This window comes from Thioalkalivibrio halophilus (genome assembly GCF_001995255.1).
GTDB lineage: Bacteria > Pseudomonadota > Gammaproteobacteria > Ectothiorhodospirales > Ectothiorhodospiraceae > Thioalkalivibrio > Thioalkalivibrio halophilus.
On the sequence record NZ_MUZR01000013.1, the window covers coordinates 1 to 19,256 of the forward strand.

Below are 19,256 nucleotides of genomic sequence, written 5' to 3' on the forward strand. Positions count from 1 at the left end.
TGCCCCCGGTGGGAGGCCAGCCTCTGGCCGATCCGGCACCTGCCGATCCCCCACAATCGGCCGGAGGGCCGGCCTCCCACCGGGGACAGGGTTCAACCTGTGGGAGGCCAGCCCCCTGGCCGATCCGGCGATTCGGCGCCGCCGCTCAGTCGTCGACGTCCGCCTCGTCCATCCAGGCGAGCTGGATCGCCTCCAGGATGCGCTCGCCGGACCGTTCCGGATCGTCATCGAACTCCGGCAGTTCCACCACCCAGTTCCTCAGGTCAACGAAGTTGACGTTGCGCGGATCCACGTCCGGATGCTCATCCGCAAGCTGCATCGCGATTTCGCTGGTATCAGTCCATTTCATGACCGCACTCTCCCGCTGATCAGTGGTGCTCGGACACCTGGTTGATGGTGTACTTGGGCAGCTCCACCACCAGATCCGCATCGCTCACGACCGCCTGACAGGACAGGCGCGAATCGGGCTCGAGCCCCCAGGCCTTGTCGAGCATGTCCTCTTCATCCTCGCTGGGCTCCTCGAGGCTGTCCATCCCTTCGCGCACATACACGTGGCAGGTCGTGCAGGCGCAGGACTTCTCGCAGGCGTGTTCGATCTCGATCCCGTTCTTCAGGGCGAGATCGCAGATGCTGATGCCCGGCTCGGCCTCGATGGAGGCGCCCTCCGGACAGATTTCCTGGTGCGGCAGAAAGATCACCTGTGGCATGGGTCAGTTCCCTGAGTCGTCGTATTCGGAGACGTTGTGCCCCGCCAGTGCGCGGCGAATGCTGTCGTTCATGCGGCGCGCGACGAAGGCCTCGGATGCCTGCTCGACGCGCTTGCGCGCGGCTTCGATGGCGTCCGGATCCTCGCCCCGGCCGCGTTCTTCGGCCAGGGCGTCGCGGGCACTCTCGATGTTCGCGCGTTCCTCGGCGTCCAGATAGCGGTCGCCGTCGGTTTCCAGGGCGGCGTTCAGCGCCTCCAGCACGCGATCGGCCTCCACCTGCTCCTCGCGCAGGCGGCGGGCCTCCATGTCGTCACGTGCCGCCGAGGCGGAATCACGCAACATCTGTTCGATCTCGGCATCGGTCAGGCCGTAGCTGGGCTTGACCTCCACGTGGGCCTCCACGCCCTGCGTCTGCTCCCGCGCGGTCACGCTCAGCAGGCCGTCGGCGTCCACCTGAAAACTCACGCGGATGCGCGCGGCCCCGGCGACCATCGGCGGGATCCCGGACAGGGTGAAGCGTGCCAGCGAACGGTTGGCGTCCACCACGTCGCGCTCGCCCTGCACCACGTGCACCGACATGGCGGTCTGGCCGTCCTTGAAGGTGGTGAATTCCTGCGCCCGACTGACCGGGATGGTGGTGTTGCGCGGGACAATGAACTCGACCAGCCCGCCCATGGTTTCCAGTCCCAGCGACAGCGGGATCACGTCCAGCAGCACCAGCTCGGTGTCCGGCTTGTTGCCGGCGAGGATGTCGGCCTGTTGCGCCGCGCCGATCGCGACCACGCGATCCGGGTCGATACCGGCGCGCGGTTCGCGGCCATAGAACTCCTGCACGGCCTCGCGCACGGCGGGCATGCGGGTCGACCCCCCCACCAGAATCACCTCGTCGATGGCGTCGCGCTCCAGATCGGCGTCCGCCAGAACCTGCCGGCAGGACTCAAGGGTGCGGTCCAGCAGCGGGCGCGCCAGTTCCAGCAGGCCGGCGCGATCCAGCTGCCCCTGCCATTCACTGCCATCGGCGCGCGTCACCCGCACCCTGGTGGTGTCGGCCTCGGTCAGGGCCTCCTTGGCGCGGCGCGCCTCGAGGGTCACGCGGCGCAGGCGCTGCGGATCATTTTCCCCCTGCATCCCGGCCTGCTGCAGCAGCCACTCGGCCACGCTGCGGTCCACGTCGTCGCCCCCCAGCGCGGAGTCGCCGCCGGTGGCCAGCACCTCGAACACGCCGCGACGCAGCTGCAGGATGGAGATGTCGAAGGTTCCGCCGCCGAGGTCGTACACCGCGATGGTGCTTTCCTCACCCTGGTCCAGCCCGTAGGCGACCGCCGCGGCGGTCGGCTCGGAGATCAGGCGCAGGACATTCAGGCCCGCAAGCTGGGCGGCGTCACGAGTCGCCTGGCGCTGGGCGTCGTCAAAATACGCCGGCACGGTGATCACCACGCCTTCCAGCTCATCACCCAGGCTCTCCTCGGCGCGCGCCCGCAGGCTGCCGAGGATATCCGCGGAGACCTCGACGGCGCTCTTGTCCCCGGCGGCGGTCTCGATGCGCGGCACGCTCGAACCGTCTCCGGTCTTCAGCCGGAACGGCAGCTCGCCCGAGAGCGTCGCCACGTCGGATGCCGCGCGGCCGATCAGGCGCTTGACCGATGCGATGGTGTTGTGCGGATCATCGCCGGCATGCTCCGCCGCCTCGTATCCGACCTGCGCACCGTCCGCCGAATAGTGCACCACCGAGGGCAGGATATGGCGACCCTGTTCGTCCGGCAGGGTATCGGCCTCGCCGCTGCGGACCGTCGCCACCAGCGAGTGAGTGGTGCCCAGGTCGATGCCCGCGGCTAGGTGACGCTGGTGCGGGGCGGAATCAACGCCGGGTTCGGTGATCTGCAATAACGCCATCGCGTTCGGCTCCTGATGAAGCTCTCGGTCGGGGGGAATCTTCCGCCGGCGTCGGTTACGACGCCAGCGACTGTCGGGTTCGCTGGAGCTCCTCCAGCAAACGGTCGAAGAATCGCAGCTCGAGCACCCGATCACGGGCATCGTCCGCCGGTTTCTCCGGGTCGGCCAGGGCCGTGGCCACTTTCTCGCGTGCCTCGGCCCGCGCCCCATTCAGCTCGTCGGCCAGGGTATCCAGCGCCGCGGCATCGCCGGCACGTTCCGCATCTTCCAGGCGTTCCCGCCATTCGATCTGGGCCTCGATGAACCCCATGTCCCGGCTGGTGTCGCGTTCGGGATCGAACTCGAACCCCGCCCGCTCCAGGATGTGCAGGGCGCGCCGATAGTCGTTCGCCAGGATATCGTGGGCCTCGTTCACGTCCGCCGCCATCGCCGCGGCCATGCGCCGCGCCTGATCGCCCTGACGCACGAAGCGGTCGGGATGAAGCTCCGCCTGCAGGCGCCGGAAACGTTCCTCCAGGGCATCGCGATCCACCTCGAAGGCGACCGGAAGATCGAACTGTTCAAACGGATCGTTCATCGGCCGACTGTCATCCCTTGTCCGTAGCGAAAACCGGGCCCGCAGGCCCGGCAAAGAAAAGGGGTGAGCGGGACACCCGTATCCGGACGATCCCGCCGCACCCCGCGCTGGCCCGGTACCTTCAGACGTTGAAGCTTTCACCGCAGCCGCAGCGGGCCTTCTCGTTCGGGTTGTTGAAACGAAAACCCTCGTTCAGGCCTTCCTTGCCGAAGTCGAGCTCGGTGCCGTCGAGGTACACCAGGGACTTGGGACTCACCACAAGCTTCACCCCGTCGACCTCGAACACCGTGTCCGTTTCCTCGACCTCGTCGGCGAACTCCACCACGTAGGCCATGCCGGAGCAGCCGGTGGTCCTCACCCCGAGCCGCACGCCGACACCCTTGCCCCGCTGTTCGAGGAAGTGCCGGATGCGGTCGGCCGCGCTGTCGGTCAGTGTGATTGCCATATCGTCTTCAGGCCGTCTTCTGTTCCGGTTCCTCGGCGCCGTGCTTCTCCTGATAGTCGGAGATCGCTGCCTTGATCGCATCTTCGGCCAGCACCGAGCAGTGGATCTTCACCGGCGGCAGCGCCAGTTCTTCCGCGATCTGCGTGTTCTTGATCTGGCTCGCTTCTTCCAGGCTCTTGCCGCGCACCCATTCGGTGAGCAGCGAGCTGGACGCGATCGCCGAACCGCAGCCGTAGGTCTTGAACTTGGCGTCCTCGATCACGCCATCGTCGTTTACCTTGATCTGCAGCTTCATCACGTCACCGCAGGCCGGCGCACCGACCATGCCGGTGCCTACCGATTCATCGCCCTTCTCGAAGCTGCCGACATTGCGCGGATTTTCATAATGATCCATCACCTTGTCACTGTAAGCCATGATGACTCTCCTGTTCGCGTACCCGTGGGTGGATGTTCCGGAACGGCCTCAGTGGGCCGCCCATTCGATGCTCTTGAGATCGATCCCGTCCTGGTACATCTCCCAGAGCGGCGACAGTTCGCGCAGCTTGCCAACTGCCTTGTGCACGATGTCGATGGTGTGGTCGATCTCTTCGACCGTGGTGTAGCGGCCAATGGAGAAGCGGATCGAGCTGTGCGCCAGCTCGTCGTCGCGACCCAGGGCGCGCAGTACGTAAGAGGGCTCCAGGCTGGCCGAGGTACAGGCCGAACCGGAGGAAACCGCGATGTCGCGCAGCGACATGATCAGGCTCTCGCCCTCCACGAAGTTGAACGACACGTTCAGGTTATGGGCCACGCGGCGTTCCTTGTCGCCGTTGAGGTAGACCTCTTCCATGTCATCCAGGCCTTCCCACAGGCGGTCGCGCAGCATGCGGATACGTTCCAGCTCGCTGCCCATCTCTTCGCCGGCGATGCGGAAGGCCTCGCCCATGCCGACGATCTGGTGCGGCGCCAGCGTGCCGGAGCGCATGCCGCGCTCGTGGCCGCCGCCATGGATCTGCGCTTCGATACGCACGCGGGGCTTGCGCCGGACATACAGAGCGCCCACGCCCTTGGGCCCGTAAGTCTTGTGCGCGGAGAAGCTCATCAGGTCCACCGGCAGCTTCGTCAGGTCGACGGCCACCTTGCCGGTCGACTGCGCCGCGTCCACGTGGAACACGATGCCGCGTTCGCGACAGAGATTGCCGATCGCCTCGATGTCCTGAATGACGCCGATCTCGTTGTTTACGTGCATGACCGACACCACGATGGTGTCGTCACGCATGGCGTCTTGCAGTTCCTGCAGGTCGACCAGACCGTTCTCGTCGACCCCCAGATAGGTCACATCGAAGCCTTCGCGCTCCAGCTGGCGCGCCGGGTCCAGCACCGCCTTGTGTTCGGTCTTGACCGTGATGACGTGCTTGCCCTTGCGCTGATAGAAGTGCGCGGCACCCTTGAGGGCCAGGTTGTCGGCCTCGGTGGCCCCGCTGGTCCAGATGATCTCCTTGGGATCCGCACCCACCAGAGCGGCGACCTGTTCCCGCGCGTTCTCGACCGCCTTCTCGGCATCCCAGCCGAAGCTGTGACTCCGGGAGGCCGGGTTACCGAAAAAACCGTCCCGCGTCAGGAACTTCTTCATTTCTTCGGCGACGCGCTCGTCCACCGGGGTGGTCGAGGAATAGTCGAGATAGATCGGCAGTTTCAGGTCACTCATCACGCATTGCTCCTGTCCGCGGCCGCTACCGTGGCGCCCGCATGATCGTTTTCTTTTCCGTTCGAGCCGTGCACCGTCACCGGATGCTCTCCCTGTTCGCGCGCCTGCACGCTTGCCTCGTGGCGCTCCAGCACTTCCGCCAGCGAACGATTGCTGAGGAAATCATAAAGCTGATCGCTCAGGTCCGCCCACAGATCGTGAGTCAGGCAGCGCGATTCCTTGTTGCAGTTGGCCTTGCCGCCACAGCGGGTCACATCGACCGGTTCATCCACCGCCACGATGATCTCGGCCACACTGATCTCGGCCGCGTCGCGACTCAGCGCGTAACCGCCGCCAGGGCCGCGGCTGGAGACCACCAGCCCCTTCTTGCGCAGCCGCGAGAACAACTGCTCCAGATAGGACAGCGAAAGCTTCTGCCGCCCCGCCACCTCGGCCAGCGAGACCGGGCCCTCGCGGGTATGAGTCGCCACGTCGAGCATGGCGGTTACGGCGTAACGTCCTTTGGTCGTCAGTTTCATGACTCGATGCGCCTTCTTGTTCAGGTTGCTCGAGAGCTTAGCAATTCCTGAGCAAAACGGTCAACTATTACCCTGCTGTTTGCGTGGCGGGATTTCACAATCGTCCGGTTCCAGCCCCTCGAGGTCACAGGGCTCCAGCGGATGGCCGGTATCCTCGCCCATCGCCTCGCCCGGGTCGATCCCCGCGCGCTTTAGCGCCTGACAGGCCTTCTCCATACGGTCATCCAGCTCGTGGACGCGATCCACGATGCGATGCAGCGCATTGGCCACCGGATCGGGCATGTCCCGGGTGACACCGTAGGCGTCGAAACCCATGCGACTGGCGGCCTGCTGAAAGCGTGGGTCCGGCTCCGGGCGCGGCCCCAGCACCCGCGCCGGAATCCCCACCGCCGTCGCGTCCGCGGGCACATCCTTGAGCACCACGGCATTGGAGCCCACCCGCGCATGGTCCCCTATATGGATCGGCCCCAGCAGCTTGGCCCCGGCCCCGATCACGACCTCGTTCCCCAAAGTCGGATGGCGCTTGCCGCCCTCCCAGCTGGTCCCCCCGAGGGTCACCTGGTGGTAGATCGTGCAGTCATCGCCGATCTCGGCCGTCTCGCCGATCACCACGCCCATGCCGTGGTCGATGAAGAACCGGCGTCCGATGGTGGCTCCGGGATGAATCTCGATCCCCGTCAGAAGCCGCGCAATATTGCCCAGGATGCGCCCCAGCCAGCGCATGCGATGATTCCACAGCCAGTGCGACGCGCGATGAAACCACAGCGCATGCAGACCCGGATACGCCGTCAGCACCTCGAAGGCATTGCGGGCAGCGGGATCGCGCGCAAATACGCAGCGGATATCCTCGCGCAGGGTCTTGAACATGATTCCGGTCTCAATCCTGAGTTATTCGGTAGGGTATCACAGCCGGGAATCCGCGCTCACCGGCCCCGCAGGGTGTGCGTCAATATGCCGCGCAGCAGCCGCACCTCCGAGGCCGTCGGTTCCGCGCGCAGGTACAGATGGCGCAACCGGCGCATGGTGTGGCGCGGATTCTCCGGATCGAGCACGTCGATGGCCTCCAGGGTCTTCTCGTAATGTTCGAACAGACCTTCCAGCTCCGCGTGGGTGGCCGCAGGATCCCGCTCCGCCGCCGAGGCCTGGCGCACCACGGCACCCGACTCCCCGACATCGGCCAGTGCCGCCCGGCGCACCGCCCAGGTCATGATCTGGACGCTGCCGGCGAGATTGAGCGAGGAAAAATCGGGGTCGGTCGGGATGCGGACGAATGCGTGGCAATGGTCGAGCTCTTCGTTGGTCAGGCCGCTGTGCTCGCGGCCGAAGACCAATGCCACCGGCCCCTCGCCCGCCCCGCCGAGCACCCGCGACGCGGCACCGTCGGGCTCCAGCACCGGCACCGAATGGGTGCGCGTGCGGGCGCTGGTCCCCACCACCTGATGACAGTCGGCGACCGCCTCGGTCAGCGTGTCGACCACCGTGGCCCCTGCCAGCACGTCGTCGGCACCGGACGCCAGCGCGGTGGCGTCGGCATGCGGGAAGCGCTCCGGCGCCACCAGCGCCAGGTCGCGCATGCCCATCGCCTTCATGGCGCGGGCCGCGGATCCGATATTGCCCGGGTGGGTCGTTCCCACCAGCACGACCCGGACCCGGGCGGCGGCCCCCGGGCCCGGATCGATCGGTCGATGCTCGTCTGTCCTGGATTCCATGGCGCCCCTGCCCGCTCGCATGCGGGCGCGATTGTACACCGCCGCGCCGCGGGAAGCCCGACCACTTCCAAAGCCCCGATGCGTTGTGTATTGTTCGCGACCTTCGGGGGCGTCCGTGCGCCGGCCCCGATTCCTTCCCAAGCGATGTCGGAGAACCCTCATGCACCCCATGCTGAACACGGCGGTATCGGCGGCCCGCGCGGCCGGACGCATCACCACCCGCGCCTGGGGGCGACCGGACCGGGTCAACACTCGCGAGAAGGCCCGCAACGACTGGGTCAGCGATGTCGACGTCAACGCCGAGCAGGCGATCGTCCAGACGCTGAAGAAGGCCTACCCCGACCACGCGATCCTCGCGGAGGAGGGAGGCAACCAGCCCGGGGCCACCGGCGCCGAACACGAGTGGATCATCGACCCGCTGGACGGCACCACCAACTACCTGCGCGAGATCCCTCAGTACGCGGTGTCCATCGCCCTGCGGCAGAAGGGGCGCCTGGAACACGCGGTGGTCTACGACCCGATCAAGGAAGAACTCTTCACCGCCACGCGCGGCGGCGGCGCCTTCCTCAACAACCGGCGTATCCGCGTGGGGCAGCGCAAGGATCTGACAGGTGCGCTGCTGGGCACGGGCATCCCGTTTCGCGAGGGGCAGGACCTGGAACGTTATCTGCGCACCCTGCGCCACATGATCCCGGGCACGGCCGGCATTCGGCGGCCGGGTTCCGCGGCGCTGGATCTGGCGTGGGTCGCCTGCGGCCGTTTTGACGGCTTCTGGGAGATGGGCCTGCAGCCCTGGGACATGGCAGCGGGACTGCTGCTGGTGCAGGAAGCCGGTGGCCTGACCAGTGACTGGCAGGGTGGCAACGAGATCTTTCGCAAGGGCGATGTCGTGGCCGGGAACCCCAAGGTCCTGAAAACGATGCTGCAGCGTCTGCACGCTGCGGAGGTGGAGGGACGCAAGACCGGAAGCCCGCACGGCGAAGGCTGAATCGCCCGGGGCGGTCATCGGCCCCGCTCTGCTCCCGCAGCCACGCCCTCATATCCCTGTGGGGGCGGGCTTCCTTGTCCGTCCCTGCCCTCCCCCGAATCAGGGCGTTCTCAGGGCGTCGCATCCTCCTCGTCCGCCCCTTCCTTCTTCACCGGCAGCAGCACCTGGCGGTCGACCCCCAGCATCAGCGCCGCCGTGGCCGCGATGAAGATCGAGGAGTACGTCCCGACGATGACACCGATGATCAGCGCCACCGAGAAGTTCTGCAGAGCCGCCCCGCCGAGGAAGAACAGCGCGAACAGCACCAGCAGGGTCGTCATACTGGTCACGATGGTTCGTGCGAGGGTCTTGTTGACCGCATTGTTCATCACGAACTCGGTGCCCTGCTTGCGCAGGACCCGGAAGTTCTCGCGTATGCGGTCGTACACCACGATGGTGTCGTTGAGCGAGTAACCGATCACCGCCAGGACCGCCGCCAGCACCCCGAGGTCGAACTCGAGCTGCAGTGCCGAGAAGATCCCCAGCGTGATCACCACGTCATGTACCAGCGCCAGCACGGACCCCGCGGCGAAGCGCCACTCGAACCGCACGGCGACGTAGATCAGGATCCCTGCCAGGGCGTAGATCATCGCCAGACCGCCCTGCTCGCGCAGCTCCTCGCCCACCGACGGTCCGACGAACTCCACCCGCCGCAGTTCGGCACCTTCCGGGCCACCGGCCTCCAGCAGCTGCATGACCTGATTGGACAGCGCCGCCTCGTCCGGCTCGTCCTCGCGCGGAGGCAGGCGGATCAGCACATCCCGCGCGGTACCGAAGGTCTGGACCTGCGCTCCCTGGAATCCGCCCTCGTTGATGGTTTCCCGGATCGGATCGAGCTCCACCGCTTCCGGGTAACCGACCTCCACAAGGGTTCCGCCCGTGAAGTCGATGCCGAAATTGATCCCGCGGGTGGCGAGCATCAGCACCGACAGCAGGATCAGCACCACCGAGATCACCAGGGTGACCCGGCGCTTGCCCAGGAAGTCGAAGTTGGACTCGGCGAAGTTGAGATGCGGCAGCATTCCCCGGCTCCCGGACTTAAATGGACAGACGGGCCAGCCGCGGCTGGCGTCCGTAGGTCAGATTGACGATGGCCCGAGTCACCACGATGGCGGTGAACATCGAGGCGACGATCCCGATCGACAGCGTGATGGCGAAGCCCTTGATCGGGCCGGTCCCGAAGATGAACAGCACCACGGCGGCGATCAGGGTCGTCACGTTGGCATCCGCGATGGTGGTCACGGCGCGGTCGTAGCCCGATGCGATCGCCGCCTGCGGCGACATGCCGTTGCGCAGCTCCTCGCGGATGCGCTCGAAGATCAGCACGTTGGCGTCCACCGCCATGCCGACCGTCAGTACGATCCCGGCGATCCCCGGCAACGTCAGCGTGGCCTGCAGCATCGACAGCACCGACACGATGAACACCAGATTGAGCGCCAGCGCGACGTTGGCGATCACGCCGAACACCCGGTAGTACAGGATCATGAACAGCATCACCAGCACGAAGCCGATGATGACCGACTGGATCCCGCGGTCGATGTTCTCCTGACCCAGGCTCGGGCCGACGGTGCGTTCCTCCACGATCGACATGGGTGCAGCCAGCGCGCCCGCCCGCAGCAGCAGCGCCAGATTGCGCGCTTCGGTGGTGGAATCCAGCCCGGTGATCTGGAAACGCCCGCCCAGCGGCTCGTTGATGCGCGCGACGTTGATCACTTCCTCGCTCTGCGAGCTGCGCATCACGATTTCGCCGTCTTCTTCCTCGGTCTCGATCGTGGTCTCGATGAACACCGTGGCCATCAGCCGGCCGACGTTGTCCGAGGTCACGCGCGAGAAGATGCGGGCGCCCTGGCCGTCGAGATTGATGAAGACCGCCGGCCCGCCCGTGTCGTCAGCGATACCGGACGAGGCGTCCGTAATGAACTCCCCGGTGAGCATGACCTGCCGCTGCAGCAGCACCGGGGTGCCGTCACGCTCTTCGTACAGCCGGGTCCCGGAAGGCACCTCGCCGGTCTCGCGGGCCTCCATGGGGTCCCCGCTTTCGGACACCAGGCGGAATTCCAGAGTCGCGGTCGCACCCAGCACTTCCTTGGCGCGCGCGGTGTCCTGCACGCCCGGCAGCTGCACCACGATGCGATGCTCGCCCTGCTGGGCGATCAGCGGCTCGGCCACGCCCAGCTCATCCACGCGGGTGCGCAGCGTGGAGATGTTCTGTTGCAGCGCCTGGCGGCGCAGTTCAGTCAGGTGCTCCTCCTCGAGAGTGCCGACCAGCAACCAGTCGTCGTCCTCCCGGCGCGGGGCCCACTCGAGCTCGCCGCGGTATTCACTGCTCAGCCAGCTCTCGGCCTCGTCGCGCTCGCCGTCACTGGCAAAGCGAATGCGCAACTCGTCACCGCCATCCTCGAGCGCGGAGAAACTCAGGCGTTCCTCGCGCAAACGGGGGCGCAGCTCGTTGGTGTAGCGTTCGATGGCCGTACCGATCACCGCATTGAGGTCGACTTCCATCAGGAAGTGCACCCCGCCCCGCAGATCGAGCCCGAGCGACATCGGCTGGCCATTGATGGCACGCAGCCAGTCGGGCGTGGCCGGCGCCATGTTGAGCGCGACCGTATGGTTGTCATCCAGCGAATTCCGCAGGATTTCCGCGGCCCGGGACTGCTGGTCCGCGGTTTCGAACCGCAGCAGCAGCTGGCCGTCGCGGCGCTCGGCCCGCATCGGGGTCAGGCCCTGGGCACCGAGCACGGTACCGATCACGCCCTCCATGTTCTCCTCGACTTCCCCCGCCATGGGGTTGTCGATCTGCACGGACGGATCTTCGGGGAACAGGTTGGGGGCGGCATAAAGCAGCCCGATCGTCACGAGCACGACGATCAGGGCGTACACCCACACCGGATAGGAGTTGCGCATCGGCTACGGGCCTTCAGAGGTCTTTCAGGGAACCCTTGGGCATGACGGACTGCACGGACTGCTTCTGCACGACGACGTTCACGCCATCGGCCACATCGACGTGAATGAAGTTTTCGCCGACTTCCGTGATCTTCCCGGCCATGCCGCCATTGGTCACGATCTCGTCACCCTTCGACAGGGACTCGACCATGGAGCGATGTTCCTTGGCCCGCTTGCTCTGCGGACGAATGATCAGGAAGTACATGATCGCAAAGAAGATCACGATCATGATCAGGAATTCGATCAGGCCACCACCGGCGGCCTGGCCTTCCTGCGCGTGGGCGGCGGAAATCAGGAAATCCATGCAGCTTCTCCGTTCAGCAAATCGGTTCGGTCAAACAGGCGGCGCGAATTATGGCACAGCAGGCACGTCCATGCCGCGCCGGCCGTAGAAATCCGCCACGAAGGCGTCCAGTGCCCCTTCGGCAATCGCCCCGCGCATCCCGCGCATCAGGTCCTGGTAGTAATGAAGGTTGTGCGTGGTCGCCAGGCGCGAGCCGAGGATCTCGTTGCACTTGTCGAGGTGCTTGAGATAGGCCCGCGAGTAGTTGCGACACGCGTAACACCCGCACTCGGGGTCGATCGGGCGGGTATCGTCGCGGAACCGGGCATTACGGATCCGCAGAACCCCCTCGCGGGTATACAGAAAACCGTTGCGGGCGTTACGGGTCGGCATCACGCAGTCGAACATGTCCACGCCGCGGCGCACCGCCTCCACGATGTCTTCCGGCCGCCCCACTCCCATCAGATAGCGCGGCTGCTCCACCGGCAGCTCCGGCAGGGTCACGTCCAGTGTGGCAAGCCGCTCGTCCTCCGGCTCGCCCACCGACAGCCCGCCGATCGCGTAGCCGTCGAAGCCAATCGAGCGCAGGCCGGCCGCCGACTCCCGCCGCAGCTCGGGGATCATGCCCCCCTGCACGATGCCGAACAGCGCCGCCGGGTTGTCCCCGTGGGCCTGACGCGAGCGGTCCGCCCAGCGCAGCGAGAGCTCCATTGAGCGGCGCGCTTCGTCATGCGTGGCCGGATACGGAGTGCATTCGTCGAAGATCATGACGATGTCCGAGCCCAGCTCGCGCTGGACCTGCATCGACGACTCGGGCGTCATCAGCACCTTCGAGCCGTCCACCGGCGACTGGAAGCGCACACCTTCCTCGCTGATCTTGCGCATCTCGGCCAGCGAGAAGACCTGGAACCCGCCGGAATCGGTCAGGATCGGCCCCTCCCAGTGCATGAAGTCATGCAGATCGCCGTGCGCCCGGATGATCTCCGTCCCGGGGCGCAGCATCAGATGGAAGGTATTGCCCAGAATGATCTGCGCCCCCAGCCCCGTGAGTTCCTCGGGGGTCATCGCCTTGACCGTGCCGTAGGTTCCCACCGGCATGAACGCCGGCGTCTCCACCTCCCCCCGCGGGAAGGTCAGCCGGCCGCGGCGGGCCGCACCGTCGCTGCCCAGATGTTCAAACTGCATCGGAAGTCTCCGCGCTCGGCGGCTGATCGTCCGGATCGCCGGGTGCCAGCCACATCGCATCCCCGTAACTGAAGAACCGGTAGCGCTGCGACACGGCATGTGCGTAGGCCGCAAACAGCCGCCGATATCCGGCAAACGCCGATACCAGCATCAGCAGCGTGCTCTGCGGCAGATGAAAATTGGTGATCATGCGGTCCACCACGCGGAACGGATATCCCGGCTGGATGAATAGCCGCGTATCGCCCGTGAACGGCTCCAGCTCGCCACCTGCCGCGGCCGACTCCAGCGCACGCACGCAGGTCGTTCCCACGGCCACCACACGGCCGCCGCGCTCGCGGCAGCGTGCCACCGCCGCGCACAGCTCCGGCGAGACCTCCAGCCATTCCGCGTGCATCTCGTGGTCCGTCGTGTCCTCCACCTTGACCGGCTGAAACGTCCCCGCGCCCACGTGCAGCGTCACCGTGGCCGTCTCCACGCCACTGTCGCGCAATCCGCGCAGCAGGGTGTCGTCGAAATGCAGCCCCGCCGTCGGCGCCGCAACCGCCCCTTCTCGTCGCGCGAACACCGTCTGATACCGCGTGGCGTCCTCCTGCTCCGGCGCGCGTTCGATATACGGCGGCAGCGGCACCTGACCATGGGCATGCAGCAGGGCCGGCAGATCCTGCTCGCCCGCCTTTCCTTCGCCACACAGCGACAGGCGGAAGAACGGCCCCTCGCGCCGGGTCACCTCCACCTCGAAGGCCCCGTCCGCCAGCCACAACCGCACTCCGATGCCCGGAGCCCGGCTCGCACGCACCATCGCCAGCGCCTCGCGCCCGCCTTCCAGCACCCGCTCGAACAGGACCTCCACCCGGCCGCCGCTCGCCTTCTGCCCGAACACCCGCGCCGGGATCACCCGCGTGTCATTGAGGACCAGCAGATCGCCCGGACGCAGCCAGCGCCCGATGTCCGCGAACACGGCATCCTCCGGCTCCTCGCCCTCCAGGACCAGCAGCCGGGACCCGGTGCGCTCCGGCAACGGATCCTGCGCGATCAGCTCGGACGGGAGCGCGTAATCAAAATCGGCAACTCGCATGGCGCGCGATCCTACCATGCCCCGGCTCGCGGGATACCGCTCGGCCGTATTGCCACACCCCCTGCGTGCGCTACACTACGGACGCTGCACGCCGGGATGGTGGAATTGGTATACACGGCGCACTCAAAATGCGCTGGCTTCGGCCTTGTGGGTTCGAGTCCCACTCCCGGCACCAGGCCGGTGTAGCTCAGCTGGTAGAGCGTCTGATTTGTAATCAGAGGGTCGCAGGTTCGACTCCTGTCACCGGCTCCATATGACCCTCCAGGGGCATCCCGCCCCGTCCCTCAGTACCCGGAAAATCAGCGAGTTAGAGCCTTTCATGGTCCTAGCTTGTCCGGTGCTGTCTATGGACAGCCTAGCATCGACGGGGGTACTTTTGGGGGTAGATACCCCGATTTGCCCTGTACCCCCTGCCGAGATACCCCCATGCCCAAGCCAACGAACAAGCTGACCGCCGCCGCACTGCGGGCCGCCAAGTACGAAGGCCGGCCCCACAAGATCGCAGACGGTGGCGGCCTCTACCTCCACGTCACGGCATCCGGGAAATACTGGCGGATGAAGTACCGGGCCGATGGCCGCGAAAAGCTGCTGTCGTTTGGCGTGTACCCCCGGGTGTCCCTTGCCGAGGCCCGCCAGGCCCGTGACGAAGCGAAAGCCCGGCTTGCCCGTGGCGAGGACCCGCAGGAGGCGAAGCGCGCCAGCCGGGAGACCCGGGCCGACACCTTCCGGGTGCTGGCGGAAGATTGGATGGAGCGGAAGCGCAGCGAGCTTGCCGAAGACACCCTGCGCCTGACCCGCAGCCGGCTAGAGACGTGGGTATTCCCGGAGATCGGGCAACGCCCTGTGCGGGAGATTGAGCCGCCGGACGTGTTGCGGTTGCTGCGGGTGCCGGAGTCCCGGGGCAAGCATGAGACGGCGCGCCGCCTGCGGCAGCGGATCGGGCAGATCTTCCGGTATGCCATCGCGACCGGGCGCGCGGACCGGGATCCGACCACAGACCTGAAGGGCGCACTCGCGAGTACCCCCACGAAGCACCGCGCGGCAATAACCACCCCCAACGAAGTGGCGGACCTCCCGCGCGCAATCGACCACTACGATGGGCAACCCTCCACCTGGGCGGCCCTGCGAATGCTGGCGTTGACCTTTGTCCGGAGCGGAGAACTGCGGGGCGCCACCTGGGACGAAATCGACCTTGATGAAGGCACGTGGCGGATACCCGACGCCCGAATGAAGATGCGGCAACCGCATATCGTCCCGCTGAGCGAACAAGCCTGCGAATGCCTGCGGTGGCTTCACGCCCTGACCGGCCCCGACGGCCTGGTGTTCAAGGGACTGCGGCCGGGCAAGCCGATCTCCGAAAACACCCTGCTGGCGTCGCTGCGGAATCTGGGGTATGCCTCCAGCGAGATGACGCCGCACGGCTTCCGGGCAACGGCTTCAACGCTGCTACACGAACTGGGATGGCCGCCGGAGGTGATCGAACTCCAGCTTGCGCACGCGCAGCGGAGTCAGGTGGCCGCCGCGTACAACCGGAGTGCGCGCCTGCTGGAACGCCGGGAGATGATGCAAGCATGGGCCGACCACCTGGACACCCTGCGCGAAGGCGACCAGGACAACGTGGTCCCGATCCGGAGCGCGTGATGCCAATGTCAGAAATGTGACCCAGATCACACCCGCTTGATACCGGCCACAAGGCCGCTAACCACAAGGCGCCGAACGCTAAGCGTCAGAAATAACACGTCGGGGGTATGGATTTGCACATTTTTGGCCTCTTCCCGTAGTGGGAAAGCTCCGCGAGCCCCAACATGTTGGGTCTTCGCATGACGCGGGCGGACTATGTACGATGGCGGCGTGTCTGTAGGGACAGGCACAGAAAAGGGAGACCCCCGGCCGGGGGGGCTCCCTTCAAGCAAACTGACCGATGCCAGCCGCCTTTTGTCAGTGTTTACAATAGAGCTCAATGAGCACCATGTAAACCCCCGGCTGCCATCGGTCCTCAAGTCCGAGGAGGACGCGATGTATAACGACACCGATACAGCAACACCCGAACGCCTGCTGCGCCTTCGCGACGTGCTGGACCGCACCAGCATGTCCCGCAGCGCATGGTATGCCCTGATCCAGCGAGGCGAGGCCCCCGCACCGGTCAAGGTGGGCGCGGCTGCCCGCTGGCCGGAGTCCGCCGTGGATGCCTGGATTCGCCGCCAGGTCGAAAGCTGAGGGGGTGAACCATGCAGACGCAGAACACCCCGCGCCGGGGGAAGACCGGCAACGGGGCGGGGCTCGGTGCGCCCGTCTATCGTAACACCGGGCGGCGCTGGCCGCCCTACGCCCGCCAGCACGCGGACGCCCTGCGGAGGCCCGTCTGTACCGTCTGGGTAGCCGTCGGGGCGGATGCCTGGCGGTGGGCGCGCAGCCGTCCAAACCACCATGTTCTGGTCGCGCCGGAGGATACCGACCCGGCTTCGCTCGACTGGCGCTGCTGCCGGGGGCATGACCCCGTGCTTTTGCAGCGTGTCGGTCACGTCGACGGCGAGCGCGTGGAGCGCCTGGTGCGTGCGCTGCTGCGGGACGGGGTGCAACGGGTCCTGACAGACACCGGGGACCGTTATCTAGCGGAGGGGGTGGACCATGGCTGACGTAGTGGTCGCACCCTTGCAGGACCCGGTTCCGGAGTGGCCGCCGGTCACGCCCCTGGACGCGCCGGAGCTGCCGCGCCTGAATGCCGACCTGCTGCCCCGGTTCGCCGGCGATTTCGTGCGAGCGCTGTCCGCCAGCACGGAGACGCCCCCGGAGTTGCCGGCGGCTCTGGTGCTGGCGGTCTGTTCTGCTGCCGCTGCGCGCCGTCTGCGGGTACGGGTCGGGCCGGACTATTTCGAGCCCACGAACCTCTGGTTTGTCGCTGCCCTGAACCCCGGCAATCGCAAGTCTGCAGTACAGTCCGCCGCTACCGCCCCACTGATCGCCTGGGAACGCGACCAGGCCGCAGAGATCGAGCCGGAGATCGAACGGGCGCAGTCGTTGCGGAAGACGCTGGAGACCCGGGCCGCTGAGCTGCGCAAGAAAGCGGCGAAGCTGGATGACCCCAACGCCCGGGAGGATCTGACGCAGCAAGTCGCGCAGATTGAGGCGGACATGCCGGAGGTCCCCGTGGTCCCGCAGCTATGGACCAGCGACGCGACGCCGGAGCGCCTGGGCTCGATCCTGGCGGACCACGGCGAGCGGATGGCCTGGATGTCCAGCGAGGGCGGCGTGTTCGATCTGCTGGCGGGCCGGTACTCCGGTGGGGTGCCGAACCTGGATCTTGTCCTGAAGGCGCACTCCGGCGATTCCGAGCGGGTGGATCGGGGCAACCGCCCGCCGGTGTATCTGCATCATCCGCTGCTGACGGTCGGGCTGAGCCCGCAGCCGTCGGTTCTGCGCGGGCTGGCGACAAAGCCCGGGTTCCGGGGGCGCGGGCTGCTGGGGCGATTCCTTTATCTGCTGCCGCCGGATCCGCTGGGGTTCCGCCAGTTGGAGGATGTAGCGATGCCGGAGGGCACCCGCACCGCCTACGATGCTGGCATCCGCGCGATGCTGGACTGGCCGCCAGCCGAGGGTGAGCGCCCGCACGTGGTGCGCATGACCCCGGAGGCCACGACGGCATGGAAGGAATACCAGCGGGCCATGGAGGCGATGATGCGCCCCGGTGGCGATGCGGAGCACGCGACCGACTGGGCTGCAAAGGCCCCTGGGGCAGCCGCCCGACTGGCCGCTGTACTGCATGCTGTCCAGCACGCACACAGCCGCCCGTGGGAGTCGGCTATCAGCGGCGAGACGATGGAGGCCGCCCTGGAGTTGATGGGCACCCTGACCCAGCACAGTCTCGCCGCGATGGACCTGGTGGGCGCGGATCCGACGATAGACGGAGCCCGCAGGGTCTGGCGCTGGATCGAAGCGGGCCGGCATGAGCGGTTCAAGCTGCGCGATGCGCATTCTGCCCTGAGGGGGCGATTTGACCGGGTGAAGGATCTGCGCGAAGCCGTCGAGGTGCTGGAGGAAAGGGGGTACATCCGGGAGCTGGAGAACGAGCCCGACGGACCCGGCAGGCCGTCGACGTGGCTGGAGGTGAACCCCGCTGTCACGGGTGCGTGGTCATGAGCTGGCGGGAGGTGCTGGGGGTGGCTGAGGCCGCCCCTTCCAAACCGGAGCCCCCTGAACAAAATTCACAGTATCCACAAAAAGGGGGGTCGACCGGGGGTTTTGTGGATTTTGTGGATATTGTTCAGGGAGGTTCGGATTCAATTCCGCCGCCCGTCGACGCCGCCAGCATCATTACCGAGGCCGCCCGGTCGGCTGGCCTGCTGCCGGAGACCCTGCACCAGACCCTGAGCACGGAGGACCTGGCGGACCTTGCCGACGGCACCCTTCCCCCGGAGGCTGTCACGGCTCACGCGCGCAGCGTGGCCGCCCGCTGGGGGGAGGACCGGGTGCTGGACGATGAAACGGAGCTGGCGGCTGCTGAGCGGGTGCGTCACGACCCACTGGTGGATCTGCCCCTGCTGCGCGAAGACCGGATGTTTATCGAGCGCTGCGTGGTCGGGCGTTCGGATCGGCATGACCTGCTGACCGAGTATCGGCGGCAGTGGCTGGCGGCAGCGGATGCCGAGGGGTCAGAGATCCGGCGGGACAACGCGGCGCGACGGGCGGCGAATGCGTGGCTGCGGTCCGCCGCTGCCTGTAGTGGATAGAAGCCCCCTGATATGCTAGATGTAGTGGATGGCTGGACGACCGACCAAGTACACCGAGGACATGCAAGCCCGCGCGGACGCCTATGTAGATGGCGGCTTCGGGGACTGCGGTGATGTAGTGCCGAGCCGGGCCGGCCTGGCGCTGGAACTCGGGGTGAGCCGGTCTACCTTGGCGCAATGGGAAAAGGCATACCCCGAATTTTCGGCCACGTTGGACCGGCTGAAGGCGGCGCAAGAGCGGCTGAGCCTGAACGGGGGCCTGCGGGGTGAACTCAATGCCCCTATCGTCAAGCTGCTGCTGGCCAACCACGGCTATGGGGACAAGGTGACCCAGGCCCACGTGAGCCCCGACGGCTCTATGCCCCCGCCGCCCCGCATTGACGCCAGCAAGCTGACGGATGAACAGCTTGAAGCCTTGACGGAGGCGCTGGAGATCCCCGGGGAGGAAATGCCCTGACCCGGGATTTTCCCGACTAGGCC

At 66.6% G+C, this 19,256-nt stretch carries 22 protein-coding genes and 2 tRNA genes; 9 read left to right on the top strand and 15 right to left on the bottom strand.

From position 1 onward, the window contains the following. Positions 1-145: 145 nt before the first annotated feature. The 10 genes from iscX to B1A74_RS04655 all read right to left on the bottom strand — a co-directional run bounded on the left by iscX (position 146) and on the right by B1A74_RS04655 (position 7,536). Positions 146-349, bottom strand: a complete 204-nt coding sequence (gene iscX / locus B1A74_RS04610) for a Fe-S cluster assembly protein IscX (RefSeq protein ID WP_018945660.1) — start codon at positions 347-349, stop codon at positions 146-148. A 19-nt stretch (positions 350-368) separates the two neighbouring features. After that, positions 369-707 carry an ISC system 2Fe-2S type ferredoxin gene (gene fdx, locus B1A74_RS04615; protein WP_024329468.1) on the bottom strand — a complete coding sequence of 113 codons (339 nt, stop codon included), beginning with the start codon at positions 705-707 and terminating at the stop codon, positions 369-371. 3 nt (positions 708-710) lie between these two features. Beyond that, entirely contained in the window at positions 711-2,600 is a 1,890-nt protein-coding gene (gene hscA / locus B1A74_RS04620; protein WP_077243909.1) for a Fe-S protein assembly chaperone HscA, read from the bottom strand. Between the two features lie 55 nt (positions 2,601-2,655). Then, the gene (hscB, locus tag B1A74_RS04625) at positions 2,656-3,177 is read right to left on the bottom strand and encodes a Fe-S protein assembly co-chaperone HscB (protein ID WP_018870402.1); all 522 of its coding nucleotides are present in this window, start codon (positions 3,175-3,177) and stop codon (positions 2,656-2,658) included. A 121-nt stretch (positions 3,178-3,298) separates the two neighbouring features. Then, a complete protein-coding gene (gene iscA / locus B1A74_RS04630) occupies positions 3,299-3,622 on the bottom strand; it encodes an iron-sulfur cluster assembly protein IscA (RefSeq protein ID WP_018870403.1) in 324 nt (107 codons plus the stop codon). 7 nt (positions 3,623-3,629) lie between these two features. Then, positions 3,630-4,037, bottom strand: coding sequence for a Fe-S cluster assembly scaffold IscU (gene iscU / locus B1A74_RS04635; RefSeq protein ID WP_018945656.1), 408 nt, complete (start codon positions 4,035-4,037; stop codon positions 3,630-3,632). Between the two features lie 48 nt (positions 4,038-4,085). Further along, a complete protein-coding gene (locus tag B1A74_RS04640; RefSeq protein WP_077243910.1) occupies positions 4,086-5,309 on the bottom strand; it encodes an IscS subfamily cysteine desulfurase in 1,224 nt (407 codons plus the stop codon). Next, positions 5,309-5,827, bottom strand: a complete 519-nt coding sequence (locus B1A74_RS04645; RefSeq protein ID WP_024329470.1) for an Rrf2 family transcriptional regulator — start codon at positions 5,825-5,827, stop codon at positions 5,309-5,311. The genes B1A74_RS04640 and B1A74_RS04645 overlap by 1 nt, the downstream gene beginning before the upstream one ends. A 60-nt stretch (positions 5,828-5,887) precedes the next feature. After that, entirely contained in the window at positions 5,888-6,694 is an 807-nt protein-coding gene (gene cysE / locus B1A74_RS04650; protein ID WP_018945653.1) for a serine O-acetyltransferase, read from the bottom strand. A gap of 56 nt (positions 6,695-6,750) precedes the next feature. Further along, positions 6,751-7,536: an RNA methyltransferase gene (locus tag B1A74_RS04655; protein ID WP_077243911.1), complete on the bottom strand. Its 786-nt coding sequence runs from the start codon at positions 7,534-7,536 to the stop codon at positions 6,751-6,753. 160 nt (positions 7,537-7,696) lie between these two features. On the opposite strand from B1A74_RS04655, the gene B1A74_RS04660 reads away from it, so the two are divergent. Next, entirely contained in the window at positions 7,697-8,524 is an 828-nt protein-coding gene (locus B1A74_RS04660) for an inositol monophosphatase family protein (protein WP_077243912.1), read from the top strand. Between the two features lie 110 nt (positions 8,525-8,634). On the opposite strand, the gene secF is transcribed toward B1A74_RS04660, so the two are convergent. From secF to queA, 5 genes are read right to left on the bottom strand one after another with little or no spacing between them, the layout of a single operon-like run. Beyond that, positions 8,635-9,585: a protein translocase subunit SecF gene (gene secF, locus B1A74_RS04665; RefSeq protein ID WP_077243913.1), complete on the bottom strand. Its 951-nt coding sequence runs from the start codon at positions 9,583-9,585 to the stop codon at positions 8,635-8,637. A gap of 16 nt (positions 9,586-9,601) precedes the next feature. After that, positions 9,602-11,467, bottom strand: a complete 1,866-nt coding sequence (gene secD / locus B1A74_RS04670; RefSeq protein ID WP_077243914.1) for a protein translocase subunit SecD — start codon at positions 11,465-11,467, stop codon at positions 9,602-9,604. A gap of 13 nt (positions 11,468-11,480) precedes the next feature. Beyond that, positions 11,481-11,810, bottom strand: coding sequence for a preprotein translocase subunit YajC (gene yajC / locus B1A74_RS04675; RefSeq protein ID WP_018870412.1), 330 nt, complete (start codon positions 11,808-11,810; stop codon positions 11,481-11,483). Positions 11,811-11,858: 48 nt separating this feature from the next. After that, positions 11,859-12,974: a tRNA guanosine(34) transglycosylase Tgt gene (gene tgt / locus B1A74_RS04680; RefSeq protein WP_018870413.1), complete on the bottom strand. Its 1,116-nt coding sequence runs from the start codon at positions 12,972-12,974 to the stop codon at positions 11,859-11,861. Next, positions 12,964-14,049, bottom strand: a complete 1,086-nt coding sequence (queA, locus tag B1A74_RS04685) for a tRNA preQ1(34) S-adenosylmethionine ribosyltransferase-isomerase QueA (protein ID WP_077243915.1) — start codon at positions 14,047-14,049, stop codon at positions 12,964-12,966. Before queA ends, tgt begins: the two co-directional genes overlap by 11 nt. A gap of 90 nt (positions 14,050-14,139) precedes the next feature. Here queA and B1A74_RS04690 point away from each other — a divergent pair. From B1A74_RS04690 to B1A74_RS04725, 8 genes are all read left to right on the top strand, one after another. After that, positions 14,140-14,224 (top strand) — tRNA-Leu (locus B1A74_RS04690). 1 nt (position 14,225) lies between these two features. Further along, positions 14,226-14,301 (top strand) — tRNA-Thr (locus B1A74_RS04695). A 174-nt stretch (positions 14,302-14,475) separates the two neighbouring features. After that, entirely contained in the window at positions 14,476-15,690 is a 1,215-nt protein-coding gene (locus B1A74_RS04700) for a tyrosine-type recombinase/integrase (RefSeq protein ID WP_077243916.1), read from the top strand. 375 nt (positions 15,691-16,065) lie between these two features. Beyond that, on the top strand, positions 16,066-16,266 hold the full coding sequence (locus B1A74_RS04705; RefSeq protein WP_077243917.1) for a helix-turn-helix transcriptional regulator: 201 nt from the start codon (positions 16,066-16,068) through the stop codon (positions 16,264-16,266). Positions 16,267-16,277: 11 nt separating this feature from the next. Beyond that, positions 16,278-16,685, top strand: coding sequence for a hypothetical protein (locus B1A74_RS04710; protein ID WP_077243918.1), 408 nt, complete (start codon positions 16,278-16,280; stop codon positions 16,683-16,685). After that, the gene (locus B1A74_RS04715) at positions 16,678-18,186 is read left to right on the top strand and encodes a YfjI family protein (protein WP_244269169.1); all 1,509 of its coding nucleotides are present in this window, start codon (positions 16,678-16,680) and stop codon (positions 18,184-18,186) included. The genes B1A74_RS04710 and B1A74_RS04715 overlap by 8 nt, the downstream gene beginning before the upstream one ends. 104 nt (positions 18,187-18,290) lie before the next feature. Continuing rightward, positions 18,291-18,776, top strand: a complete 486-nt coding sequence (locus B1A74_RS04720; RefSeq protein ID WP_244269170.1) for a hypothetical protein — start codon at positions 18,291-18,293, stop codon at positions 18,774-18,776. A 28-nt stretch (positions 18,777-18,804) separates the two neighbouring features. After that, complete coding sequence (locus B1A74_RS04725) at positions 18,805-19,233, top strand: DNA-packaging protein (protein ID WP_077243920.1); 429 nt, start codon at positions 18,805-18,807, stop codon at positions 19,231-19,233. Positions 19,234-19,256: the final 23 nt, after the last annotated feature.